The 23,159-nt window shown below is 75.5% G+C and carries 21 protein-coding genes; 10 read left to right on the top strand and 11 right to left on the bottom strand.

Translation table 11 applies throughout. The features are described from left to right. Nucleotides 1–2: 2 nt before the first annotated feature. Both ACFU74_RS20400 and ACFU74_RS20395 read left to right on the top strand, forming a co-directional pair. Nucleotides 3–434: a nuclear transport factor 2 family protein gene (locus tag ACFU74_RS20400; RefSeq protein WP_380758608.1), complete on the top strand. Its 432-nt coding sequence runs from the start codon at nt 3–5 to the stop codon at nt 432–434. A gap of 128 nt (nt 435–562) precedes the next feature. Then, a complete protein-coding gene (locus tag ACFU74_RS20395) occupies nt 563–1,819 on the top strand; it encodes an NAD(P)/FAD-dependent oxidoreductase (RefSeq protein ID WP_380758606.1) in 1,257 nt (418 codons plus the stop codon). Between the two features lie 77 nt (nt 1,820–1,896). Here the strand turns inward: ACFU74_RS20395 and ACFU74_RS20390 are convergent, their stop codons facing one another. Then, nucleotides 1,897–3,519: an alpha/beta fold hydrolase gene (locus tag ACFU74_RS20390; protein ID WP_380758604.1), complete on the bottom strand. Its 1,623-nt coding sequence runs from the start codon at nt 3,517–3,519 to the stop codon at nt 1,897–1,899. Between the two features lie 474 nt (nt 3,520–3,993). On the opposite strand from ACFU74_RS20390, the gene ACFU74_RS20385 reads away from it, so the two are divergent. Together ACFU74_RS20385 and ACFU74_RS20380 are read left to right on the top strand one after the other, a co-directional pair. Next, complete coding sequence (locus ACFU74_RS20385) at nt 3,994–6,354, top strand: xanthine dehydrogenase family protein molybdopterin-binding subunit (RefSeq protein ID WP_380758602.1); 2,361 nt, start codon at nt 3,994–3,996, stop codon at nt 6,352–6,354. A gap of 74 nt (nt 6,355–6,428) precedes the next feature. Beyond that, nucleotides 6,429–6,911 carry a (2Fe-2S)-binding protein gene (locus tag ACFU74_RS20380; RefSeq protein WP_380758600.1) on the top strand — a complete coding sequence of 161 codons (483 nt, stop codon included), beginning with the start codon at nt 6,429–6,431 and terminating at the stop codon, nt 6,909–6,911. A gap of 11 nt (nt 6,912–6,922) precedes the next feature. Here the strand turns inward: ACFU74_RS20380 and ACFU74_RS20375 are convergent, their stop codons facing one another. Together ACFU74_RS20375 and ACFU74_RS20370 are read right to left on the bottom strand one after the other, a co-directional pair. Then, the gene (locus tag ACFU74_RS20375; protein ID WP_380758598.1) at nt 6,923–7,246 is read right to left on the bottom strand and encodes a hypothetical protein; all 324 of its coding nucleotides are present in this window, start codon (nt 7,244–7,246) and stop codon (nt 6,923–6,925) included. 63 nt (nt 7,247–7,309) lie between these two features. Continuing rightward, nucleotides 7,310–8,323 (bottom strand): zinc-binding dehydrogenase, encoded by a 1,014-nt coding sequence (locus ACFU74_RS20370; RefSeq protein ID WP_380758596.1) that lies wholly within the window; start codon nt 8,321–8,323, stop codon nt 7,310–7,312. 94 nt (nt 8,324–8,417) lie between these two features. Between ACFU74_RS20370 and ACFU74_RS20365 the strand changes: the two genes are divergently transcribed. Then, nucleotides 8,418–9,083: a TetR/AcrR family transcriptional regulator gene (locus ACFU74_RS20365; protein ID WP_380758594.1), complete on the top strand. Its 666-nt coding sequence runs from the start codon at nt 8,418–8,420 to the stop codon at nt 9,081–9,083. A gap of 100 nt (nt 9,084–9,183) precedes the next feature. Next, a complete protein-coding gene (locus tag ACFU74_RS20360) occupies nt 9,184–10,386 on the top strand; it encodes an alpha/beta hydrolase (RefSeq protein ID WP_380758592.1) in 1,203 nt (400 codons plus the stop codon). A gap of 3 nt (nt 10,387–10,389) precedes the next feature. Here ACFU74_RS20360 and ACFU74_RS20355 read toward each other — a convergent pair whose 3' ends face one another. The 6 genes from ACFU74_RS20355 to ACFU74_RS20330 all read right to left on the bottom strand — a co-directional run bounded on the left by ACFU74_RS20355 (nt 10,390) and on the right by ACFU74_RS20330 (nt 18,571). Then, on the bottom strand, nt 10,390–10,989 hold the full coding sequence (locus ACFU74_RS20355) for a TIGR03086 family metal-binding protein (RefSeq protein ID WP_380758590.1): 600 nt from the start codon (nt 10,987–10,989) through the stop codon (nt 10,390–10,392). Between the two features lie 126 nt (nt 10,990–11,115). Further along, a complete protein-coding gene (locus ACFU74_RS20350) occupies nt 11,116–11,871 on the bottom strand; it encodes an SDR family NAD(P)-dependent oxidoreductase (RefSeq protein ID WP_380758588.1) in 756 nt (251 codons plus the stop codon). 220 nt (nt 11,872–12,091) lie between these two features. Next, nucleotides 12,092–12,874, bottom strand: a complete 783-nt coding sequence (locus ACFU74_RS20345; protein ID WP_380758586.1) for a transglycosylase family protein — start codon at nt 12,872–12,874, stop codon at nt 12,092–12,094. Between the two features lie 607 nt (nt 12,875–13,481). Beyond that, entirely contained in the window at nt 13,482–14,150 is a 669-nt protein-coding gene (locus tag ACFU74_RS20340) for a response regulator (RefSeq protein ID WP_380758584.1), read from the bottom strand. Nucleotides 14,151–14,235: 85 nt separating this feature from the next. After that, on the bottom strand, nt 14,236–16,002 hold the full coding sequence (locus ACFU74_RS20335) for a sensor histidine kinase (protein WP_380758582.1): 1,767 nt from the start codon (nt 16,000–16,002) through the stop codon (nt 14,236–14,238). Between the two features lie 94 nt (nt 16,003–16,096). Then, complete coding sequence (locus ACFU74_RS20330; RefSeq protein WP_380758580.1) at nt 16,097–18,571, bottom strand: SpoIIE family protein phosphatase; 2,475 nt, start codon at nt 18,569–18,571, stop codon at nt 16,097–16,099. 156 nt (nt 18,572–18,727) lie between these two features. On the opposite strand from ACFU74_RS20330, the gene ACFU74_RS20325 reads away from it, so the two are divergent. The 4 genes from ACFU74_RS20325 to ACFU74_RS20310 all read left to right on the top strand — a co-directional run bounded on the left by ACFU74_RS20325 (nt 18,728) and on the right by ACFU74_RS20310 (nt 21,673). Beyond that, complete coding sequence (locus ACFU74_RS20325; RefSeq protein ID WP_380758578.1) at nt 18,728–19,066, top strand: DUF4326 domain-containing protein; 339 nt, start codon at nt 18,728–18,730, stop codon at nt 19,064–19,066. A 118-nt stretch (nt 19,067–19,184) separates the two neighbouring features. Next, a complete protein-coding gene (locus tag ACFU74_RS20320; protein WP_380758576.1) occupies nt 19,185–19,601 on the top strand; it encodes a hypothetical protein in 417 nt (138 codons plus the stop codon). Between the two features lie 98 nt (nt 19,602–19,699). Further along, a complete protein-coding gene (locus tag ACFU74_RS20315) occupies nt 19,700–20,983 on the top strand; it encodes a PQQ-binding-like beta-propeller repeat protein (protein ID WP_380758573.1) in 1,284 nt (427 codons plus the stop codon). A gap of 54 nt (nt 20,984–21,037) precedes the next feature. Next, entirely contained in the window at nt 21,038–21,673 is a 636-nt protein-coding gene (locus ACFU74_RS20310) for a uridine kinase (protein WP_380758571.1), read from the top strand. Here the strand turns inward: ACFU74_RS20310 and ACFU74_RS20305 are convergent. Together ACFU74_RS20305 and ACFU74_RS20300 are read right to left on the bottom strand one after the other, a co-directional pair. Next, nucleotides 21,621–22,469: a DNA-formamidopyrimidine glycosylase family protein gene (locus ACFU74_RS20305; protein WP_380758569.1), complete on the bottom strand. Its 849-nt coding sequence runs from the start codon at nt 22,467–22,469 to the stop codon at nt 21,621–21,623. The two genes, ACFU74_RS20310 and ACFU74_RS20305, sit on opposite strands and share 53 nt — an antisense overlap. 48 nt (nt 22,470–22,517) lie before the next feature. Then, complete coding sequence (locus ACFU74_RS20300; RefSeq protein ID WP_380758567.1) at nt 22,518–23,021, bottom strand: universal stress protein; 504 nt, start codon at nt 23,019–23,021, stop codon at nt 22,518–22,520. Nucleotides 23,022–23,159: the final 138 nt, after the last annotated feature.

Raw genomic sequence — 23,159 nt, 5'->3', positions numbered from 1 at the left:
CGATGATCGAGATCCCGCGGTCGGAGGCCGCTTTCGCGCAGTCCGAGGCCCCGGCGGACGTGGTGCGCCGCCTGTACCTGGCCTCGGCGCGCGGTGACCTGGGGGCGTTGCGGGCGACGCTCGCCGACGACGTGGAGTGGACGGAGATGGCGGGCTTCCCGCTGGCCGGCACCTACCGGACGCCGAAGGGCGTGACCGGCGGGGTGATGGAGCGGCTGGCCGCGGAGTGGGAGGAGTGGACGGTGCACGACGACCGGTACGTGGTGTCCGGGGAGGACGTGGTGGTGCTGGGCCGGTACACGGCGGTGCACAAGGCCACCGGGCGGCCGCTGGCCGTGCGGGTGGTGCACCACTTCACGGTGCGCGGCGGGCGGATCGTGCGGTTCGAGCAGTTCACCGACACCGCGCTGGTCCGGGACGCGATGACGCCCTGACCGTGCTCCGGGCTCCGGCGCGTCACCCGTTCGGGGGAGCCGCCGCGGCGCGCCGGACGCCGTCTCGACAGCTCCGCCGTCCGGCGGCAGGCTGTCGGTGATTTCCGCCGGAGAGCGAGGAGTTCACCATGAGCACGGACAGCACGGGCAGCGGGGGCGGCGGGCGCGAGCGCCCGATCGTGATCGTCGGCGCCTCCCTCGGCGGCGCGAAGGCCGCGCAGGCGCTGCGCGAGGCGGGGTACACCGGCGGCATCGTGCTGATCGGCGACGAGCACGAGCGCCCGTACGAGCGTCCGCCGCTGTCCAAGGGCTATCTGCTGGGCGGGACGGACCGGGAGAAGATCTACGTCCACCCCCCGCAGTGGTACGCCGAGCACGATGTGACGCTGCGGCTGGGCACGCGGGTGGTGGCCGTCGACCCGGCCGGGCACACGGTGACGCTGGCCGACGACGGGCGGGTGGAGTACGCGAAGCTGCTGCTGACCACCGGCTCGGTGCCGCGCCGGCTGCCGGTGCCCGGGGCGGAGCAGGAGGGCGTGCACTACCTGCGGCGGGTGGAGGACAGCGAGCGGATCCGCGAGTCGTTCCGCGCGGGCGCCCGGGTGGTGGTGGTCGGCGCGGGCTGGATCGGGCTGGAGGCGACGGCCGCGGCGCGGGCGGCGGGCGCCGAGGTGACGGTGCTGGAGGCGGCCGAGCTGCCGCTGCTGCGGGTGCTGGGCCGGGAGGTGGCGCAGGTCTTCGCCGACCTGCACCGCGACCACGGGGTGGACCTGCGGTTCGGCGTGCAGGTCGCGGAGCTGACCGGCGAGGGCGGCCGGGTGACCGGGGTGCGGCTGGCGGACGGCACGACGGTGGCGGCGGACACGGTGGTGGTGGGCATCGGCATCGCCCCGGACACCGCGCTCGCCGAGGCGGCCGGCCTGGAGGTCGACAACGGCGTCAAGACGGACGAGCACCTGCGCACCTCGGACCCGGACATCCACGCGGCGGGCGACGTCGCCAACGCCTACCACCCGCTGTTCGGGCGCCACCTGCGCGTCGAGCACTGGGCGAACGCCCTCAACCAGCCGCAGACGGCGGCCCGGGCGATGCTCGGCGAGGACGCGGTGTACGACCGCGTCCCCTACTTCTTCACCGACCAGTACGACCTCGGCATGGAGTACGTCGGCTGGGTGGAGCCGGGCGGCTACGACCAGGTGGTGTTCCGGGGCGACCCGGCTACCCGCGAGTTCATCGCCTTCTGGCTGTCCGGCGGCCGGGTGCTGGCGGGCATGAACGTGAACGTCTGGGACGTCACCGACCCGATCCGGGAGCTGGTCCGCTCGGGGCGGACGGTGGACGCGAAGGCGCTGGCCGACCCGGACGTCCCGCTCACCGACGTCTGAGCCGCCCGAGGCCGAACGGCCCGCCCCCGGAAGGCTGTTTCCGGGGGCGGGCCGTTCTGATTCAGGAAGGTCGGGCGTCAGGCGACCGGCGGGAACGCCTCGACGTCCGGCTTCAGCAGCTGACCGGGGGCGGGGGCCTTCTGGTTCACCAGGTAGTCGGTGACCAGCTTGCCCAGCTCCTTGCTGCGGCCGACGGCGCAGTGCTCGACCACGTCGACCGAGACCAGCACCGCGTTGCCCAGCTGGCGCTGCATCCGCTGGGAGAAGGTGTAGTTGGTGGCCGGGTCGTAGAGGTTGCCGATGACCATCACCGGGGCGGCGGTCTTCCGGTGCCACGGGCCGGTGAAGCGCTCGGCGTCGCGGGCCGGGGCCGGCCAGGAGGAGCAGGTCGGGCCGTCGAAGGCCTGGTAGCGGCCGAAGGTCGGGGACTCCTTCTCCCAGGCCTTGGCCAGGTTGACGAAGGTCCACGGGTTGGACGGGTAGGGCTTGTCCTGGCAGTTGACGCCGTAGTAGGAGTCGTCGGCCGAGTACGGGGTCTCCGGCAGGGCCTCGCGCAGCGCGGTCGGCACGGTGGTCGCGAGCACCTTGGCGTCCTCGACGGCAGCCGGGTCGGCCGGGGCCGCGGCGGCCAGGCCCTGGGCGGCGGCCGGGGCCTGGATCACCTGGTGCAGCCCCTGGAGGGCCTTGGCGAGCGGCGCCTGGCGGCTCTGCGCGTACAGGGCGTTGGCGACCTGGCTGGTGAAGCTGGAGAGGGTGACCCGGGTGCCGTCCGGCAGGGTGACCGGGTCGGTGCGCAGGTGGTCGCGGATGGCGTCGAACTTGGTGCGGGTGTCGCCGTCGCCGAAGGCGCAGCGCGGGGCACCGGCGCTCTGGCAGCGCTTGAGGTACTCGGCGAGGGCGACCTCGAAGCCGGTGGCACGCTGGCGGTCGTACTCGACGCCGTTGTGCATCCGCAGGTTGGGGTCGACGTTGCCGTCGACGATCAGCGCGCGGACCTTGTCCGGGTACATGCCCGCGTAGGTGGCGCCGATGAGGGTGCCGTAGGAGAAGCCGGCGAAGTTGAGCTTGGCGTCGCCGACGGCGCGGCGCATCCGGTCGAGGTCGCGGACCACGTTGATGGTCGACATGTACTCGATGAGCGGGCCGGCGTTGCGCGAGCAGGCGTCGGTGTAGTCCTCGGTGGCGTCGATGGTCTGCGCTATCTCGGCCCTGGTCACCGGGACGCCGGTCAGCCGGTCGTTGAGGGCGGCGGCCTCCTCGTCGGTGGTGAAGCACTTGAGCGGGTTGCTGCGGGCCACGCCGCGCGGGTCGAAGCCGACCAGGTCGAAGCGGTCCTGGACGTCCTTGCCGAAGCGGGTGGTGGTCGCCCACAGGTAGCCGCTGCCGCCCGGGCCGCCGGGGTTGAGGAAGAGCGAGCCGATCCGCTTGGCCGGGTCGGCCGCGCGGCGGCGCATCATCGCGATGCCGATGGTGTCGCCGTTCGGGTGGTCGTAGTCGAGCGGCACCTGGTAGACGGCGCAGTCGTAGATCTTGGGGTCCGGCTGGGTGGGGTCGGGGTTGCAGGGCTTCCAGTCGACCGGTGCCACCTTGGCCTCGGCGGCCGGGCCGGGGGCCGGTGCGGCGACGGCCGCGGCGGCGGAGCCGGCGACGAGGGCGAGGGCACTGGTGACCGCCAGTGCCGCGCTGGTGATACGGGACACGAAACCTCCTCCGGTTCTGCAAACCCGGACAGCCTGTCAGGCCTCGATCAACAGGGGAAGGGATGTGCGACGGGAGATTCTCTCGGGAGCAGGCCGAATGGGCGTCAATCCCCTTTTTCAGGGGCGGATTGACGGGAAACAGTGCGGCCGTTGGCCGAAGATCATCATTCACCGTATGACCTGCCGGCGGACCTGACGTCCGATCACCTCGGCCCAGTGGGGCGCCCGGTACCCCCGTCGGCGCCGGGCCGTGCCCCCACCCGCCCCTCCCGTCGGGCGCGCGCCCCCGGGCCTCATGTCACCCGGACGGCGGTACCCCACCCCGCACCCGGCGTCTCCCGCGCCCTCCGTGTCCGTCCCGTCGGCCATCCGTTCAGCTGTCCGATCCCGCCCCGGAAAGGCGTGTTGACCGGCCAGTAGGGCCCTCCTATGCTCGACCGCGTTCCCGTTCGCGATCGTGAACACGACCAGAACGTGCACGCCCCGCGAGCGCCGTCCGGCACCGGGGCGGGACCCTCGCGGCCTCCCGCCCGGCGGGAGCCGTCACCCGGCGGAAAGGGCCCTCCCATCAGCACCTCCATCGCACCCGCCGAGGGCGCGGGCTCCGCCGAGGGCGCGGGCCCCGCCGCCGGGCCGCCGCCCGCCACCACCGCCCGCCGCCGCTTCCTGACGTACCTGCTCGCCGCGCCCACCCTCACCGTCGCCGCCCGGGCCGGCCTGGACGCCGCCGCGCCCGCCGCCGCCCGGGCCGCCGAGGCCGCGGCGGCCCCGTCACCGCTGCTCGGCCTGCCCGGCGTCCCCGACATCGTCGACCTCGGCCAGGCCCTCCAGGTCGCCGGACTGCCCACCGCGCACCTGCTCGTGCTGGAGATCACCGCCGCCGGCCGCGCCGCGCTCCACCTGCCCCGGCTGGAGGTCGGCCAGGGCCTCACCACCACCGTCGCGATGATGGTCGCCGAGGAGCTCGACGCCCGCCTCGCCGACGTCGACGTCCCGCTCTCCGACAGCCGCCCCGACCTGCTGTTCAACCAGCTCACCGGCGCCTCCAACTCGGTGCGCACGCTGTACGACCCGGTGCGCGCGGTGGCCGCCGCCGCCCGCGCCCGGCTGGTCACCGCCGCCGCCCTGCGCTGGTCGCTGCCGGTCGGCACCCTGCGCACCGCCGACTCCGCCGTGCTCGCCCCCGACGGCCGCCGGGCCGGCTACGGCGACCTCGCCGCCGCGGCCGCCGCGATCGCGGTGCCCGCCGTGCCCGCCACCCCCAAGCCCGCCGAGCAGCGCCGGGTGATCGGCCGCCCCACCGGCCGGATCGACGCCCGCGACATCGTCACCGGCCGTGCCCAGTACGCCGGGGACCTCGCCGTGCCCGGCGCGGTGCCGACCGTCGTCGCGCGCCCCACCACCATCAACGGCACGCTGGCCACCCTGGACGCCTCCGCCGCCCGCGCCATGCCCGGCGTGCTCGGCGTCGTCACCGTCCCGAGCGGGGTCGCCGTCCTCGCCGAAACGTTCGACCAGGCGCTCAGGGCCCGCGACGCGCTGCGCACCACCTGGCACCCCGGCCCGGTCGCCGCGCTCTCCGACGCCGACATCAGGAAGCGGCTGCGCGCCGCGCACGCGCCGTTCCTGGTGCCCCCGCTGCTCACCCAGTACGTGGACGGCGAGTTCGACTTCGCCTTCGTCAACCACGCGCCGATGGAGGTGCTGACGGCGGTCGCCGACGTCCGCCCGAACCGCGCCGAGGTCTGGTTCGCCGCGCAGACCCCGGTGGTCGCGCAGCAGACCATCGCCGCCGAACTCGGCCTGCCGCAGGAAGCGGTGACCGTCCACGTGGTACGCGGCGGCGGATCGTTCGGCCGACGGCTGTTCTACGACGCCGCCCTGGAGGCCGCGCGGATCTCCCGGGCGGCCGGCCGCCCGGTCAAGCTGATGTGGACCCGCAACGACGACATGCGCCACGGCCGGATGCGCCCGGCCACCCACCACCGGATCCGCGCCACCTACGGGCTCGGCCAGGTGCTCGGCTACGAGCACCGGGTCGCCTCCGTGCGGACCGACTTCGGCCACGGCCTCGGCGAGGCGCTCACCGCCGCCGGCTTCCAGCTGGAGGTCGCCGGGCTGTCGGTCGCCCAGGCGTTCTTCCTGCTCAGCCAGAGCAACCCGTACGACGTGGGCATCCCGACCCAGCTGCTCGCCGAGGTCCCGCTGGAGATCCCGACCGGCAGCTGGCGCTCCGTCTACTCCGGCACCGTACGGGTGGCCGACGAGATCATGGTGGACGAGCTGGCCCGCCGCTTCGGCCAGGACCCGGTGGCCTTCCGACGCGCCCGGCTGCGCGACCCGGCCGGCCGGGCCGTCCTCGACACCGTCGCCAAGGCCGGCCGCTGGGGCCGCGCCATGCCGCCGGGCCAGGCCCAGGGCATCGGCTACCACGCCGAGAACGGCGGACGCGCCGCCTACCTGGTCGAACTCGACGCCTCCGAGCCCACCCAGCCCCGGGTGACCAAGGCGGTGATCGCCGCCGACCTGGGCACGGTGATCAACCCGACCGGGCTGGAGGCCCAGCTGACCGGCGCGCTGATCGACGGCATCTCGGTGATCCTCCAGGCCGGCAACCACATCGACCGCGGCACCGTCCGCGAGGGCAGCTACGGCGACTTCCACTACGCGCGGCAGAAGCACAGCCCGCCGGTGGTCGAGATCCACCTGCTGCCACCGGGCGGACCGCCGGGCGGCGCGGGCGAACTGGGCGTCCCGGCGGCCTCCGCCGCGGTGGCCAACGCCTACGCCAGGGCGACCGGCACCGGCCCGCGATCCTTCCCGATCAACTTCTGACCCCGCAGCACGCCCCCGCCCCCGTTCCCGCCCTGCCCCGCCCCTGCTCGACGATCCCGAGGAAACGCGCCCCCATGCCCAGCCACACCTTCGTCCTCAACGGCCGGCCCGTCACCGTCGAGGCCCCGGACGACATGCCGCTGCTCTGGGTACTGCGCGACAAGCTCGGCGTCACCGGCCCCAAGTACGGCTGCGGGGTCGGCGTCTGCCGCTCCTGCACCAGCCACCTGGACGACGAGGAGTTCCAGCCCTGCATCGTGCCGGTCAAGGACTGCGCGGACCGCCGGGTCACCACCATCGAGGGCCTCGCCGACGGCGACGTCCTGCACCCCGTCCAGGAGGCCTGGCTGGAGTGCGACGTCGCCCAGTGCGGCTTCTGCCAGCCCGGCCAGATCATGACGGCGGTCGCCCTGCTGCGCCACACCCCGGCGCCCACCGACGCCGACATCGACCGGATCCAGAACGTCTGCCGCTGCGGCAGCTACCCCCGGATCCGCGAGGCCGTCAAGCGCGCCGCCGCCCGCACCGCCGCCGCCCGCATCTCCGCGGCCGGCTGACCCGGTTCCGGTCAGGACTGGTCCCAGGCGTCGACGGTGAGCAGCGCGTCCGGCGGGCAGGCGGCGATCCGCCCGGCGTCCAGCTCGCGCGGCCGGTGGTCGGCACCGGGCCCGCCCTCGAACACCGAGCCGTCGGCGAGCAGCGGCAGGACGTCACCGGCCCTGGCGGTGTAGCGCAGCGGGTAGCCGTCGAACCGCAGCTGCTCCGCCCGCCCGGCCGAGGCCAGGGCGGCGATCCAGTGGAGCCCGCCGAGGCCGGTCTCCCACTTGGCGAGGACCTCGCCCTCGCCGTCCCCCACGGCCGGGCCCTTGACCACGAACCACCATCCGAGCATCCGGCACCCCTCCCCGTGCGGTGCACCGTGCACCACACGGGGGAGGCTACGCCACCCCTCCGGTCAGGGGGTGAGGACCAGCCGGATCGGGTCGCCCTTCTTCTGCTCCAGGGCCTCGACCGCCTCGGCGGCCCGGGCCAGCGGGAAGGTGCCGCTCACCGAGCGGGAGAACTCCAGGCGCCCGCCGCGGACCAGGTCGACCAGGTCGACGACGTCCTTGCCCTCCGAGCCGTAGTGGCCGCGGATCTGCTGGCGCAGGTAGCTGACGAGGGTGCCGTTGGTGACGGTCAGCGGCTTGTCCGTCAGGCCGACCAGCACCAGGCGGCCGTGCTCGCCGAGCGAGGCCATCGCCTGCTCGCGGACCGGGGCCACCCCGGCGAAGTCGAACGCGGCGGCCAGCGGACGGCCCCGGGTCGCGGCGCGCAGCCGGTCGGCGAAGTCCGGGTCGCCCGGGTCGAGCGCGGCGTCGGCGCCGAAGGCGAGGGCCCGCTCGCGGGCGGCGGGCAGCGGGTCGACCGCCACGATCGGGTGGGCGCCGACGGCACGCAGCAGCTGGACGCCGTGGGCGCCGAGACCGCCCACGCCCCAGACGCCGACGGCCTCGGCCGGGCGGACGGCGCCGGTGCCGGTGATGGCGGCCCACGGGGTGGAGACCGCGTCCGGGATGAAGCAGGCCTGCTCGAACGGCAGGTCGTCGGGGATCGGCACCAGGGTCTCCGCGGTGGCCAGCGCGTACTCGGCCCAGCCCCCGTCGTAGTCGACACCCCGGGTGAGCACGACGCCGTTGCGGCTCTCGCCGGCCTGGAGCAGCACGCGGTCGCCGACGGCGGCGGTGCGCACGCCCTCGCCCAGGCCGTGCACGGTGCCCGCGACCTCGTGGCCGAGGGTGACCTTGTCCCCCTTCAGGTGCAGCGGCTTGAGCATGCCCTCGATCAGGTGGACGTCCGAGAGGCAGACGCCGGCGGCGCCGACCTTGATCAGGACCTGGCCAGGCCCCGGCGTGGGCACCGGCACCTCCTCCACGGCGAAGGCGCCCTTCGCGACGTCGAGCCGGCCGGCGAGCATCGTGGCGGTCATCCCGGTTCCCTTCCACAGCGGTGGCGCGGTCGGCGGCCGCACCATCCGAACTTACTTGTTGTTCAACAAGCAAGTTCCACCCTAGCATGGTGGTATGCCCACGCACGTTTCCCCGACAGCCCCCTCCCCCGCACCGGCGGAGCATCCGGAGCCGACCCGCCGCACCCAGGCCGAGCGGCGCGAACGGGCCGAACGGGCGCTGCTCGCCGCCGCCGCGCGCCTGGTCGCCGAGCACGGCAGCGCCGGGGTGACCCTGGCCCGGGTCGGCGAGGAGGCCGGCTTCAGCCGCGGACTGGCCTCGCACTACTTCGGCTCCAAGGGCGCCCTGCTGGCCCGGCTCCAGGAGGCGGCGCTCGCCGAGGCGATGGCCGCCGCCGCGCCGGAGCGCAGCGGCGCGCGCGCCGTCGAGGAACTCTGCGCCTTCGCCCAGGCCTGCCTCGACGGGGTGCGGCAGCCGACCGACCTCGGCCGGGCCTTCGTCGTCCTGGGCGCCGAGGCGCTCGCCGGCTCCTCCGAACTCACCGAGGGCGTCGCCCGGCTGGACGCCAGGATGCGCGAGTGGGTCGCCGACGTGGTGCGCCAGGGCACGGCCGACGGCGAGGTGCGCCCGGAGGTCGACCCGGACGCGGCCGCGACGGCGGTGGTCGGCCTGCTCAAGGGCCTGATCGTCCAGGCCGCGACCGCCCCCGGGGCACTCGCCCTCGACCGCGCCACCGCCGAGGCCCAGCGCTGGATCCGCCTGGCCCTCACCGCGGTCTGACCACCCCCGTGTCCACCGAGCGGGCAGCCCCTGTTCCCGGCGGGCCGTTCCACCTAGGGTGACCTTTCATCACATCCGATGATCCGAAGGGTGGATGGCCATGATCGGGCGCCGTTCGCTGCTCACATTCGCGGGACTGGGTGGTGCGGCGCTCGCGCTGCCGGGCACGACGGCGTACGCCGCCCCCGCGTCACCCGTCGCCGCGCCCCCTGCCGCACCACCTGCCGCACCGTCCGCCGCGCCGATCGACCTACCGGCGCCGACCGTGCGCCGGACAGTCGGCACGGTGTCGCTGCACCTCGTCGACGAGGACCGGCAGGACCCGTTCGCGCCCGTACCCGCGCCCCGCGAGCTGATGGTGCAGCTCTGGTACCCCGCTCAGAGCGCCGCCGGGCGCCCGCGCGCGCCGTACACCACGGCGCGCGTGGCGGCCTTGGTGGAGCAGGGCCTGCTGGATCCGGGCACCATCATCCGGCTGCGCCCGACCGCACGCCTCGGCGCACCGGCCGCCCCGGGCGCGCTGCCGCTGCTGCTGCTCGGCCACGGCCGCAAGGGCGGGCGCGCCAACTGCACCGCGCTGGCCGAGGAGTTGGCGGCCCACGGCTACCTGGTCGCGGCCGTCGACCACACCTACGACGCTGCCGCCGTCGAGTTCCCGGACGGCCGGCTGGTGCACAGCGCCCTGGCGGACGACCCGGCCGACTGGGGGGCCACCGAGAGCAAGGAGATCGCCGCCCGGGTGGCCGATCTGCGCTTCGTCGCCACGGAGTTGACCACCGGCCGAACGGCCCGGCGGCACCACGGCCTGCCGTGCGCCGACCCGGGGCGGATCGGCGTGCTCGGCCACTCGATGGGCGGGGCGGCCGCCGCCGAGGCGGTCCGCCAGGACCGGCGGTTCGCGGCGGGGCTCAACCTGGACGGCGGCTTCTTCGGCTCGCCGGTGCCGGACGAGGGGCTGGACCGGCCGTTCCTGCTGCTCACCTCGCTGGCCGACCACGAGACCTGGCAGCGCTGGCGCGAGCACCAGCGCGGCTGGGGGCGCCACCTGCTCCAGCGCGACTCCGGCCACCTGAGCTTCACCGACCTGCCGTACACCGCCGGCCCCGGCCGCCTCGCCGACCACCTGCCGGCCGAACAGTACGCCCAACTGCTCGGCACCATCACCCCGGCGCGCGGCGCCGAACTGACCCGCGCCTACGTCCGCGCGCACTTCGACCGCTTCCTGCGCGGGCGCCCGTCGCCCTTGCTGAACGCGCCCTCGCCGCGCTACCCGGAGATCTCCTTCGTCTGGAGCCGCGGCTGAGACCTACCCCGCCGCCTGCGGGTCGCGGCCGAAGAAGGCGGCGAGCCGGTCGTACACCGGCGCGTCGTCGGCGGCCGTGACCTCGGGGCCGAAGGCGTGCTGCTCCTCCTCGCTCCCCCGGTACTGCGGCCGCAGCGCGCCGCGCCCCCAGTCGAGCGAGGCCTCGGCCACCTCGTGGTCCAGTCCGGCGGTGGACTGGCCGGTGGCGCGGGCGAGGTCCCAGCCGTGCACGGCGAACTCGGCGATCTGCTGGTCCACCGGGAAGCGGGCCGGCAGTTCGCCGACGCCGGGCACCTCGATGACGCCGTCGAGGCCCCCCGCCTCGCGCCAGGCGGCCACCAGCCGCTCGGCGCCCGCCTCGAAGCGGTGCAGCCAGTCGTCCTCGACCCGCTCGAAGGGCTCCGACCAGTCGGGCGAGCCGCCCTCTGCCCGGAGGGTGAACTGCCGCAGGTCGTGCAGCAGATGGCTGATCAACTGCCCGACGTCCCAGGAACGGCAGGGCGTCGGGTGGCCGGCCAGCTCGGCGCCGACGCCGTCGATCAGGCCGGCGGTCTGCGCGAGGGCACGGGCGAGCAGCTCGATCGGGTCTTCCGCTCCGGACATGTCGCACCTCTCCGTCGTCGGGGCCGCGCCGGACCCGCACTCGTGGTCGGTCCGGCCGATCGTAAGCGGAGGCACCGACAACCGGCCCGGAGCAACACCCCGGGCCGGCCGCCGGCGCGGGGCGGATCAGACGGCGAACCCGCCGTCCACGGCGATCTCCGCACCGGTGACGTAGCGGCCCCCGGCGCCCGCCAGGTGGGCGACGGTCGCGGCGACGTCGTCCGGCCGGCCGAAGCCGCCGACCGCGGTGAAGCCGGACTGGAAGTCGGCCGACGGGCCGTCCGCCGGGTTCATGTCGGTGTCGATCGGGCCGGGGTGGACCAGGTTGACGGTGATCCCGCGCGGGCCCAGCTCCCGGGCCAGCGCCTTGGTGAGCCCGATCATCGCCGCCTTGCTGGTCGAGTAGAGGCTGCCGCCGGGGAAGGCGGCCCGCTTGGCCATGCAGCTGCCGATGGTCACGATCCGGCCGCCCTCGGTCAGATGGGCGACGGCGGCCCGGGCGAACAGGTACGGGGCCCGGACGTTGACCTCCAGCACCCGGTCGATGTCGGCCGGGCCGGTCTCCTCGATCGGGCCGATGAAGCCCACCCCGGCGTTGTTGACCAGGATGTCCAGCCGCCCGAACCGCTCGGCGACCGCCTCGACGACGGCCTGCACCTCCTGCGGGTCGGCACTGTCGGCCCGGACCGCCCAGCCCCGGCGGCCCATCGCGGTGATCTTCGCCGCTACCGCCTCGGCCCGTTCGGCGCTGCCGAGGTAGGTCACCACCACGTCGGCGCCGTCCTCGGCGAGCCGCAGGGCCACGGCCTCCCCGATGCCCCGGCTGCCGCCGGTCACCAGCGCCACCCTGCCGTCGAGCTTCGCGAGCGTGGTCGTAGTCATATCGCCAGAACTCCTCAGGTCGTTCGCGGACATGACTCGATCCTCGGCCCGCGCGGCCCTCCGGTCCGGCGGTATTCGGACGTCGCGTTCAACGTTCAACTACCGGCGGGTCGGGCGCCCCGCGACACGCCGCACGGCCACCCCCGGGGGCCGGGGTGGCCGTGCGGGACCCCGGGCAGGGGGATGCCGGGGCAGGTGGAGCGCCGCTGTGGACGGGAGGTCAGAACGACAGGGTCTGGCCCGGGAAGATCAGGTTCGGGTTGGTGCCGATCACCTTCGCGTTCCTGGCGTGCAGCCCGGCCGGGTCGAGGCCGAACTTGGCCGCGATGCCGCTCAGCGTGTCACCGCTCTTGACGGTGTAGCCGCCGGCGGCGGCGGGCTTCGCGGGCGCGGCGGGCTTCGCGGCACCCTTCGACGAGGACGGGGCCTGGGACTGGCCCTGCGGCGCCGGCGCCGCCTTGCGGGCCGTCGGCTTCTGGCTCGGGGCCTGGGCCGGCTTGGCCGGCTGCGCCTTGGCGGGCTGCTGCTGCTTGGCCGGCTGCGGCGCCTGGGCGGGCGCGCTGTCGACGACGGCCGGCGCGCCGCCCCTGCTGAGCCCGGCCCGCGCCGAGCAGACCGGCCAGGCGCCCGGGCCCTGCTTGGCGAGCACCTTCTCGGCGACGGCGATCTGCTGCGACTTGCTCGCCTGGTGGGCCTGCGGGGCGTACGCGGTGCCGCCGTACGCACGCCAGGTGGACGGGTTGAACTGGAGCCCGCCGTAGTAGCCGTTGCCGGTGCTGATGCTCCAGTTGCCGCCGCTCTCGCACTGGGCGACGCTGTCCCAGGAGGAGGCGGGGGCGGCCGAGGCCGAGGTGGCCGTGACGAGGCCGGCCACCGGCAGCGCCGCCAGGGCGGCGCCCGCGACGACAGCCAGCCGGACCCGGTTGCGCTTGGCAGTGCCGTTGGTGCCGTTGATGGTGCTGTCGACGGTGGTGGAAGCGGCGGTCTCGTGACGGGGATCCATGGAATTCCTCTCGACAAGCCCCGGGCAGGCATGCGGAACCAGACCCCTGCCGGGGCCGGCTTTCGCTCCCTCGCTCGACGGGCGGCCGGGCACGTTTCCGACGTGCCGTGCCGCCCCAGCCACCCCCCGCTCGCCGCCGGCCCGTTGGGGCCGGTCGCGTCGACGGGCACCGCCCTCGCGCCGGTGGTCAGTCGGCGGGCGGTGCGTCGGGGGTGAACCCGGGTGGTGCTCGTTGCACCGCCAATGAAGCTAAGGGCGGCCCCCGGGCCGCATCAAGCAATTCTTGGACGCCCCAGGTCAGTTGACTGTTACCGGCGGTATTGATCATGTAGTCGACCGAGAAAAGACCGGCTTTGACCGGATTCCCGGGCCCAAACGGTCGATTTCCGTGCGGTCGCTCACACCAGGTCGGCCGACCGACGACCCCCCGCCGTCGACAAATCGCTACGACCACCTGACGCGCCGTCACCACACCGATCGGAGTTCCCGATTCCACTCGCCGTCGATGTGGCATTCACCACCACAATTACCGAGAGTGAGCGAAAACTCGCTCAGCGCATGGCACACGACCCTTCCGGATACGGACCGAACGGGCCGTCGACCCGCCTCAGCCCGCGCCGTCCAGCCCCGCGTCCCGGGCCAGCAGCGCCGCCTGCACCCGGTTGTCGCACCCGAGCTTGGCCAGGATCCGGCTGACGTACGTCTTCACCGTCGCCTCGCTCATGTGGATCCGGGCACCGGCGTCCGCGTTGGAGAGCCCCTCCCCGAGCAGGGCGAGGACCTCCAGCTCCCGCTCGGTCAGCACCTCCAGCCGCCGCCGGGCCTGCGCCCCGCGGGCCGCGGCCGGCCCGGCCCGGCCGCCCGCCAGCGAGTCCACGATGTGCCGGGTCGCGGCGGGCGACAGGAACGCGTGCCCGGTGGCGGCCGCCCGGACGGCCTGGATCAGCTCGCCCGGCGCGGTGTCCTTCAGCAGGAAGCCCGCACCACCGTCGCTCACGGCGCGCAACACGTTCTCGCGCTCCCCGAAGGTGGTGAGGATCAGCGCCCGCGCGCCGGGGGCGGCCCTCGGCAGCTCGGCGAGCGCCGTCAGGCCGTCCATCACCGGCATCTGGATGTCCAGCAGGACGACGTCCGCCCGGTGGGCGCGGGCCAGCTCCAGCGCCTGCCGGCCGTCGGCGGCCTCCGCCACCACGTCGATGTCGTCGGCGGACGACAGGATCATCCTGATCCCGGCCCGGATGAGCGGCTCGTCGTCGGCGACGAGGACTCGGATCACTGCTGGTCATCCCCTTGTACTGGTCCTGACGGTGCGCCACCGGAGCGGCCGGCGGCGCCGGGGACCATCCTCACACCCCCGCCGCTCACTGCTTCACCCGGTAGTGCTGCTTGTCGACCAGCGCACCGTCCTTGAAGCAGAACCGGATGGCGTCGTCCTCGTTCCAGCCGCCCACCGGCGCGTCGGAGATGAAGTAGTGGCAGACCGAGCCGCTCGGCGGAGTGGGGCCGGTGCCCCGCAGGTTCTGGGTGAAGAACGGGCTGCCGGGCGGCAGCAACCGCCTCACCTCCTCCTCCGGGGTGCCGAGCCGGATCTCCTCGTACACCGCCTGCGGCACCGTGGCGTCCTGGGCGGACCGGACGAACCCGACGACGCCCCAGACCAGCAGCCCGAGGAGGGCCACCAGCACCGCCACGCCCCCGATCGCGCACCCGATCGCCGGGCTCCGCCGACGCGCCGGCGCGGGTCCGACCGGCAGCGCGCCGTCGAACGCCCACCCGGACGCCCCCTCCGCGCCCCATGCGCCGTCCGCGCCACTGTCCGCGCCGCCGTCCACGGCCGCGGTCCCGGCGCCGCCCGCCCCCTCCGCCCCCTGGTAGGGCAGCACCGCCGCCAGCCGGAAGCCCGCCTCGGCCGTCGGCCCGGCGTGCACCATGCCGCCGACCAGCCTGGCCCGCTCACGCAGCCCGGTCAGCCCCTGGCCGCCGCTGACCGCCGGTGCCGCGCCGCCGGCGCGCACCCCCACCGGCTCGGGCGCCGCCGGATTCACCACCTCGACCACCAGCGCGTCCGGCTCGTACCGGAGCGCGACCGTGATCGGTGCGCCGGGGGCGTGCTTGTGCGCATTGGTGAGCGCTTCCTGAACGACCCGGTACGCCGCATGACCGGCGGACGCGCTGAGCGCACGGCGCTCGCCGTCCCGGGCCAGCGACACCACCGTGCCCGCCGCCCGGGAGGAGGCGACCAGCCCCTCGATCCCGTCCACCCCGCCCGTCCCGACGCCCCCGGCCGCAGGCCCGACGGCCGCGACGCCCGGCGGGCCGCCCGCGACGGCACCGGACCCGGCACCCGGCACGGACGGCGTCATCGACGACTCGTCGTGCAGCACCCCGACCACCTCGCGCAGCTCGCGCATCGCCGCGACCGCCGCCAGCCGCAGCACGCCGACCGCCTCCCGCTGCCGGTCGGTGAGCGTCCGGTCGACCTCCAGCGCCCCGGTGTGCACCGAGATCAGCGCCAACTGGTGGCCCAGGCTGTCGTGCATGTCCTGGGCGATCCGGTGCCGCTCGCGCAACCGCGCCTGGTGCGCGACCATCGCGCGCTCGCGCATCAACTGCTCGTTGCGCTCGCGCAGCGCGTCCATCAGCGCCCGGCGCTGCGCCCGGTAGCGGCCCCAGAGCGCCGGCAGCACCGCGAGCAGCAGGAAACCGCCCAGCGTGAACCCGACGATGAGCTTCGCCGGCGCCTGCCCGGCGTCCTTCGCCACGCCGAGGAGCGTCATCAGCATCCAGCCGGCGGTGAACGAGCCGACCAGCACCGCGACCCGGCGCACCCGGGCACCGGCCGACCAGCCGGCGCAGATCAGCAGCGGCAGCGGTCCGCCGCCGAGGCCGCAGGCCACCGCGGTGAGCACCAGCACGGTGGCCGGCAGGCCGCGGCGCAGGAGGAAGAGGACGGCCACCGCCGGTCCCATCACCGGCGCCAGGCCCGTACGGCTGGCCACCTCGATCGGCACGGCGAGCCCGCCGAGCAGCAGCGCGCCGACCAGCTCGCGGATCACCAGCCCGGCCCGCCAGGGACCGGGCAGCGCCGTCCGTACCGCCTTCGACCAGGCTCTTGCTATGACGTCCACCCGTCGAGGCTAACGAAGCGGCCGCGCCGGGCGCCGCCACCGTTCGTCGCGGCCGGGACCGACGAAAGTCGCTCGGATGCCACCGCCGGACGGCTCACCGGTAGGCGGTGAGCAGCAGCGCGATGTCGTCGGCCCGGTGCGTGGAGCCGAGCTCGTGCAGCACCCGGTCGGCCAGCTCCTCCGGGCCCTCCGCGACCGCGGGCCGCCCGCCGCCCGGCCACGCCAGGGCGGCGCACAGCCGCTCCACCCCCGCGTCGATCGCCTCCGCCCGGTCCTCGACCAGGCCGTCCGTGTACAGCGCGAGCACCGATCCGGGCTCCAGGGTGAGCGGGCTGACCGGGTAGGCGGCGGCCCCGTCCACACCGAGCAGCGGTCCGCCGGGCACGTCCAGCGCCTCGGTCCGGCCGTCCGGGTGGCGCAGCACCGGCGGCACGTGGCCGGCCCTGGCGAGTAACGCGGTGCCCTCCCCGGGGGTGAGCCGGACCAGGCAGCAGCTGGCCAGCAGCCCGGGGTCGAGGTCGAGCAGCAGCTGGTTGGTGCGGGCCAGCACCTCGTCGGGCGGGTGGCCGCCGGTGGCGAAGGCGCGCACGGCGCTGCGCAGCTGGCCCATGGCGGCCGCCGCGCCGACGCTGTGGCCCTCGACGTCGCCGATGACCAGGCAGAGGTCCCGGCCGGTGACGACGGCGTCGTACCAGTCGCCGCCGATCTCCATGCCCTGGGTGCCGGGCAGGTAGCGGGCCGCGATCCGGACCCCTTCCAGCCGCGGCAGCCGGTGCGGGAGCAGCGCCTGCTGGAGGCCGCGGGCGAGGGTGAACTCGGCGTCGTACAGCCGGGCGCGCTCCAGCGCCTGGGCGATGAAGCCGGCCAGCGCGGTGAGCAGGGCGCGCTCCTCCAGGGTGAAGACCCGGGGCCGGTCGAAGCCGAGGATGCAGCTGCCGACCGGGTGGCCGGAGGCGATCAGCGGCAGGAACGCCCAGGCCCCCATGTCGTCCAGGGTGAGTTCGGGGTAGGCGGCGGCCAGTTCGTCGACGGACTCGAAGAAGATCGGGGCGGCGCTGCTGATCGTCTCCGCGCCGGGGACCCTGGCGCCGACCGGGATGCCCTCGAAGCGGTCGAGGAAGCCGTCGGGGTAGCCGCTCTCCGAGACCAGGTGCAGCCGCTTCTCCCGGACGGCGTAGATGGCGAGCTCCTGCCCGCCGAGGGCCGGCAGGATCTCGTCGGCCACCGCGCGGAACACCTCGCGGGCGGTGACCGCCTCGCTCAGCGCGCTGGCCAGCTGGAGCAGGTGGTACATGGCACCGAGGCCGGTCCAGGCGCCGGGCGGGGCGGGTTCGGCGGGCGGGGCGGCGGCGTCCGGCGGCGGTTCGGCGGCGACCACCCGGCCGGTGACGCCGTGCGCGTCGGGGTAGAGCGAGAACGCCAGCCAGCTGTCCGGCGGGCGCAGCGCGAGGAACGCGGTGGGCTGCTGGGAGAGCAGGGCGGCCCGGTAGCGGTTCTCGTACACCGGGTCGGAGAGCCAGGACAGCACCTGCCACGGGTGGTGGCCGACCAGGTCCTCGCGGCGGGCCTGGAGCAGCAGCTCGACGCTGTGGTTGGCGTAGGTGATCCGGCCGTCCGGGTCGAGCGAGAAGACGCCGTCGCGCAGCCGTTCGACGGCGGCGGCCGCGGCGGTGCCGGTCCGGGTGTCGAGGACCGCGCCGACCAGCCGGCCCCACTGGCCGGTGCGGTCGTGCGGCACCCGGGCCCAGAGTTCGACGGGGTAGGGGTGGCCGTCGCGGTCCAGCACCCGCAGCCGGGCGGCGAGCACCCGTTCGCCGTCGAGGGCGCCGCGCACGGCGGAGCGGAACTCGGGCAGGTCGCCGGGGGCGATCCGGGCGGCGACGGAGTCGGCGCGGCCGTCGAAGTCGCCGGGTGCGATGCCGAAGATCTCGCAGAACTGGTCGTCGGCGGTCACCACGCCGGCCAGCACGTCCCAGTCGAACAGGCCCACCCGGGTGGTCGGCGCGGACGGCGGGGTGAGTTCGACCACCGTGGTGTCGCCGTCCGGCTCCACCGGGTGGCCGTCGGCCGCCAGTGCGGCCAGTCCGCCGGCCAGCCGGTCGGCGACGGCGCGCAGGTGGCGGCGCGCGCCCTCGGGCACGCCGTCGCCGGAGGCCGGCCACAGCACGCCGAGCACGCCGTACGTCTCGCCGCCGGAGCGGACCGGGACCCAGGCGGAGGCGAAGTCGTACGGCAGGCCGAGGGCGAACTGCGGGAAGCGGCGCATGGTGTCCTCGGTGTCGGCGAGCAGCACCGTGCGGCCGGTGCGGTAGCCGACCGCGACCGGCAGCGGGCCGGCGGCGGCGATCCGCCGGAACGGGCCGAGGACCGACAGCGGCACGCCCGCGACGGCGCACAGCACCAGCGAGCGGCGGTCGCGGGAGCGCAGGTGGAGGGTGGCGCCGTGCGCCTCGGTACCGCCGAGCACCGTGCGGACGGCGGAGGTCAGCAGGGCGTCCCGGTCGCGCAGCAGCTGTTCCTCCGGGGACGGCGCGGCGTGCTCATGGAGGCGGTACGGGCCGGATCGCACCGCCCGGGCACCGCCGCCGCTCGGTCGCGGACCGGGCGGGTCCGCGGGCACACCCTCGTGCATCTTCCCTTGCTACGCCGGGCCCCAGGGGCTGTCAAGGCGAGCCCGGCGCCTCCCGGGGTGCCAGTCGGCCCCGGCTGCGCCACCATCGGCCCCATGACGCGCCGCACCCCGGGCCCGGGCCCGACCACCGTGGTCAACCTGAAGGGCCACCGCGACGACCCCGCGTTCGCCGATGTGGTCTACGTCGGCCGGGCGATGCACCGGGGCGGCTGGCACCTCGCCGAGTCGCCGCTGCACTGCCCCTTCCGCCCGGGCCCGGACCTCTCGCGCGAGCAGATGCTGGTCGAGTACCGCGCCCATCTCCTCGGCCACCCCGAGCTGCTCGACCTCGTCCCCGGCCTGCGCGGCCGCAGGCTCGGCTGCTGGTGTGCCCCGCTGCCCTGCCACGCGGACGTCCTGGCCGACCTGGCCGACCACGGCGTCCCGGGCTGACCCGCCCGGCGCCGGCCTCCGTCCGGTCGGCGCGGCCACCGTTCGTATGCTTGTCCCTCGAACGGTGGCGGCACCGCCGGGCCTCGGACGGTACCGCGCTCGCGGAATCGGGGTGGACATGCGGAAGAGGCGCACTCCCTGGGCGCTCGGCTACTTCCTGGTGGGCGGGGTGTGCCTGCTGCTCTCGTTGGTGATGTCGGCGGGCGCGCCCGGGCTGCTCCGGCTGTTGCCGCTCGTGCTCCTGGGCCTGCCGAGTGCGGTGCTGATGCTCCGCGCGCCGGCGTTCGGCGTCTCCTACGGGCCGGCCGGGCTGGAGTACTCCGGGCTGTTCGGGAAGCGTTCCCACGCGTGGGCGGACGTCCGGGAGGTGCGGGTGGCCGTCCTGAAGGGCACGATCTACTCGTCCGACGTCCCCGAGCTGGTGCTGGCTTCCGGCGCGACGGATGTGCTGCACGCGCTGTCGGGGGGCGGGACCAACCGCCGGGTCAGGCGGCTGGTGGCCGAGCTGGAGGCGGCGCGGGCTTCCGCGTCCTGACGCCGGCCGCCTCCGCGGGGGCGCCCGGCAGCCGCTTGGGTATTCTCGCTGGACAGCGCAGCGTGGACGGCTGCCCCGGGGGAAACGAGTGGCGAGGCATGGGGTCGGGGGACGAGGCGTCCTGGCAGTGGGACGAGGACGACGGGGGCCGGGCCGCCGGCGCGCCCGCCGATGTGGTGAGCGGGGGCGGAGGCGACGACGGCGGGCCACGGTTGACCCGGCGCCGGCTGCTGACCGGGGCCGGGGTGCTGGCGGCCGGTGCCGCCGTCTGGGGGGTGTCACGCGCCGCCGGCGGATCCGGTCCCGCGCCGCCGCCGAAGCCGCAGCCGCTGCCCACCCGGGTCGCCGGACCGGAGCCGGTGTGGGTCCACCGGAGCACCGGGCCGATGACGCCGGGCCGGCTGCGCGGCCGGCTGTTCGCGCCCGTCTACGCCACCCGCGCCGGCCTGCACCTGCTGGACCCGGAGACCGGCGCCGTCACCGCCGCCGTCGAGGAGCCCTCGTCGAGCGACCGCCCTGACGACTCGCCGCTGTTCGTCGAGGACGGTCGGCTGTTCACCGTCTCGACCGGCCACGTCGACGCCCGGACGCTGGTGGGACCCAGCGCGGGCTGGAGCCTGCCGCTGCCCCCGGCGCTGGGCGACCGGATCACCCTGCTCGGCTGCGACGGCAGCCAGGTGTACGGCCGCGTCGGCGGCGGGGCCGACCTGCGCGGCAGCCTGTTCGCGATGGGCGCCACCGGCCGGGGCCTGCTCTGGTCGCGCCCGGCCGCCGACCGCGGCGAGGCGGCGGTCGCCATGCTGGAGACCGGCGGCGGCCGACTGCTCGCCTGGGACGCCGACCCGGCCGTCGGCATCACGCTGCTGGACGGCCTCACCGGCCGCCCGCTCTGGTCCACGGCGAACACCGGCACCGCCTGGTCCGCCGTCGACCGGCAGCACGTCTACCTTCCCGCCGGGGCGGGCGGCGTCCGGGCCCTGCGGTTCGAGGACGGCGCGCCGCGCTGGTCGGTGGGCCCCGGCCGGGGTGAGGAGTGGCGCGTCCTGCCGCCGGTGAGCGACGACTTCCAGGTGTACCTGCTGCGTGACAACGGCCTGGTCACCGCCCATGCGGTGGACAGCGGGGAGCAGCTCTGGCAGTACCGGTTGCCGTTCCGGCTCGACCGGCGCTGCCGCCCGCTGCTGACCAGTACCGGCCTGATCGTGCCCGGCCCGGCGGACGCCGGTGTGCACTTCGTCGAGACGGTGTCCGGCCGCCCGTTCACCACCTTCGCCGACTCCGGCCCCGGGGTCGACGTCTGGTCGGTGTCCAGCGACGGCACCCGGCTCTTCGCGGGCCACGACAGCACCCTCTACTGTCTCGGCAGGCTGCCCGTGCCCTAGCCGGCGTCCGTCCTCGAACCCCCGCCGCACGATGACCCGACCCAGGATGACGCCGTGCCGATTCGCCCGATCTCACCAGACCGCCTCGTCGAACTGCTCGCCGACCGGATCACCGCGCTGCCCGGGGCCGGGGGGCGGTGGCTGCGGGTGGCGGTGGACGGCGCCGCGGCGGCCCGGCCCGGGGTGCTCGCGGATGCCCTGGTCGAACCGTTGCGGCTGCGCGGCCTCCCGGCGCTGCGGGTCCCGGCGGCGGGCTTCCTGCGTCCGGCCTCGGTCCGGCTGGAGTACGGCCGGCACGACGCGGACGCCTTCCACGACCTCTGGCTCGACGACGGCGCGCTGCTGCGCGAGGTGCTGGACCCGCTGGAGCCCGGCGGCAGCGGCCGGGTGATGCCCTCGCTGCGGGACCCGGTGACCGACCGCGCCACCCGCGCGCCCTACACCGAACTGCCGCCCGGCGGGGTGCTGCTGCTGGACGGCGTGCTGCTGCTCGGCCGGTGGCTGCCGCTGGAGCTGACGGTCCACCTGGCGCTCTCCCCGGCGGCGCTGGCCCGGCGGACGCCGCCGGAGGAGCAGTGGACGCTGCCCGCCTTCGCCCGCTACGAGGCGGAGACCGGACCCGCGGAGGCCGCCGACCTCACCGTCCGCTTCGACGACCCGCGCCACCCGGCCCTGGTCGAACGCCCCTGACCGCCGGGGCCGGGCCTCGCTGGCAGGACGGGCACCAGTACGCCGGCCGCTCCTGCGGCGCCGGGCCGTGGTCCGCCGTCAGCACCGTGGCGCCGCAGCGCACGCAGGGCCGCCCGGCCCGGCCGTAGACCCACTGCTGGTGGCCGCGCCGGGTGTCGCCGGTGGTGATGTGCCCGGAGCGCAGCCGGTTGGCGTCGAGGAGCTGGTGGGCGCGGGCCACCAGGCGGTCGGTGTTCGTCAGTTCGCCGACCGGCGTCCACGGGGTGACGCCGGCCAGGTAGCAGAGCTCGTTGGCGTAGACATTGCCGATGCCGGCCAGGTTGCGCTGGTCGAGGAGGGCCTCGGCGACCGGTCGGCCCGGGTGGGCGAGCAGTCGGCGGACGGCCTCGGCCGGGTCCCAGTCGGGCCCGAGCAGGTCCGGACCGAGGTGGCCGACGGCGCGCTGCTCGTCGGTGGTGCGCAGCAGTTCGACGACGGGCAGCCGGTAGCCGACGGCGGTGCCGCGTTCGGTGCCGAGGACGGCGCGGACCTGGTGGAGCGGCGCGCCGGTCCAGCGTTCGCCGGGGCGGAAGACCACCCAGCGGCCGTCCATCCGCAGGTGGGTGTGCAGGGTGAGGCCGCCTTCGAGGCGGGTGAGGAGGTGCTTGCCGCGCGGCACGACCTCCAGCACCCGGCGTCCGGCGAGGTCGGCGGTGGCGTGGGCGGGCACCCGCAGCTCGCCGGTGGTCAGCACCTGTCCGGCGAGGGCCTGGTGCAGGCGGGCCGCCGCGCGGTAGACGGAGTCACCTTCTGGCATGCCTCCATCCTCCCTCCCCGCGGCGGCCCGCCGCAGCCGAGCGGCCGGCTACTCCACGTCGCCGCCGCTCGCGTCGCCGCTCGTCCCTTCTCCGCCGCCCTCCTCGCCGGCCAGGCCGTGGCGGACCACGACCACCGGGCAGGGGGCGTGCTCGGTGAGGTGGCGGCTGACCGAGCCGAGCAGCGCGCCGGTGAATCCGCCGAGGCCGCGGCTGCCGACCACGACCAGAGCGGCGCCGCGTGCCGCCTCCAGCAGCGCCTGGGCGGCGTTGCCGGGGACGACCGACTCGGTGATCCCCACGTCGGGCCGGGTGCCGACGGCCTTGGCGACGGTGTCGGAGAGGGTCTTGCCGGCCAGCTCCTCGGGGTTGAACTCGGGGGCGGGCACGCTCGCCCCGGCCCATCCGTAGAACGCCGGGTACTCCCAGGCGGCGACGGCGTGGACGGTGCCTCCGGTCAGCCGGGCGTAGTCGACCGCCCAGCGCAGCGCCTTCTCCGAGGCGGGCGAGCCGTCGACACCGACGACGATCCTGGGGTTCGCGCTGTTGGCCATGCCGCTGCTCCTTGCTCGACGTGCTCCCTTGCCCTCCAAACTTAGATCAATGGGGACATTCGTCCGCCAATTGCCGCGCCGAACGGTTCGCACACCTCCGAAACAGCTGCCGGCGGGTGCGCGGCACCGCAGCCGCGC

It is taken from the genome of Kitasatospora sp. NPDC057500, from assembly GCF_042802195.1.
Taxonomy (GTDB): Bacteria; Actinomycetota; Actinomycetes; order Streptomycetales; family Streptomycetaceae; genus Kitasatospora.
Note: the sequence above shows the minus strand (reverse complement) of the source record. Positions and strands in the feature narration are given on the sequence as shown.

Excerpts from the sequence above, each read along its gene's own strand:
- ACFU74_RS20300 (WP_380758567.1), bottom strand. The coding sequence starts at position 23,021 with ATGGCCAACAGCGCGAACCCCAGGATCGTCGTCGGTGTCGACGGCTCG.
- ACFU74_RS20370 (WP_380758596.1), bottom strand. The coding sequence starts at position 8,323 with ATGACCGCCACGATGCTCGCCGGCCGGCTCGACGTCGCGAAGGGCGCC.
- ACFU74_RS20305 (WP_380758569.1), bottom strand. The coding sequence starts at position 22,469 with ATGCCAGAAGGTGACTCCGTCTACCGCGCGGCGGCCCGCCTGCACCAG.
- ACFU74_RS20315 (WP_380758573.1), top strand. The coding sequence starts at position 19,700 with ATGGGGTCGGGGGACGAGGCGTCCTGGCAGTGGGACGAGGACGACGGG.
- ACFU74_RS20395 (WP_380758606.1), top strand. The coding sequence starts at position 563 with ATGAGCACGGACAGCACGGGCAGCGGGGGCGGCGGGCGCGAGCGCCCG.
- ACFU74_RS20360 (WP_380758592.1), top strand. The coding sequence starts at position 9,184 with ATGATCGGGCGCCGTTCGCTGCTCACATTCGCGGGACTGGGTGGTGCG.
- ACFU74_RS20355 (WP_380758590.1), bottom strand. The coding sequence starts at position 10,989 with ATGTCCGGAGCGGAAGACCCGATCGAGCTGCTCGCCCGTGCCCTCGCG.
- ACFU74_RS20320 (WP_380758576.1), top strand. The coding sequence starts at position 19,185 with ATGCGGAAGAGGCGCACTCCCTGGGCGCTCGGCTACTTCCTGGTGGGC.
- ACFU74_RS20345 (WP_380758586.1), bottom strand. The coding sequence starts at position 12,874 with ATGGATCCCCGTCACGAGACCGCCGCTTCCACCACCGTCGACAGCACC.
- ACFU74_RS20350 (WP_380758588.1), bottom strand. The coding sequence starts at position 11,871 with ATGACTACGACCACGCTCGCGAAGCTCGACGGCAGGGTGGCGCTGGTG.
- ACFU74_RS20380 (WP_380758600.1), top strand. The coding sequence starts at position 6,429 with ATGCCCAGCCACACCTTCGTCCTCAACGGCCGGCCCGTCACCGTCGAG.
- ACFU74_RS20375 (WP_380758598.1), bottom strand. The coding sequence starts at position 7,246 with ATGCTCGGATGGTGGTTCGTGGTCAAGGGCCCGGCCGTGGGGGACGGC.
- ACFU74_RS20400 (WP_380758608.1), top strand. The coding sequence starts at position 3 with ATGATCGAGATCCCGCGGTCGGAGGCCGCTTTCGCGCAGTCCGAGGCC.
- ACFU74_RS20325 (WP_380758578.1), top strand. The coding sequence starts at position 18,728 with ATGACGCGCCGCACCCCGGGCCCGGGCCCGACCACCGTGGTCAACCTG.
- ACFU74_RS20365 (WP_380758594.1), top strand. The coding sequence starts at position 8,418 with ATGCCCACGCACGTTTCCCCGACAGCCCCCTCCCCCGCACCGGCGGAG.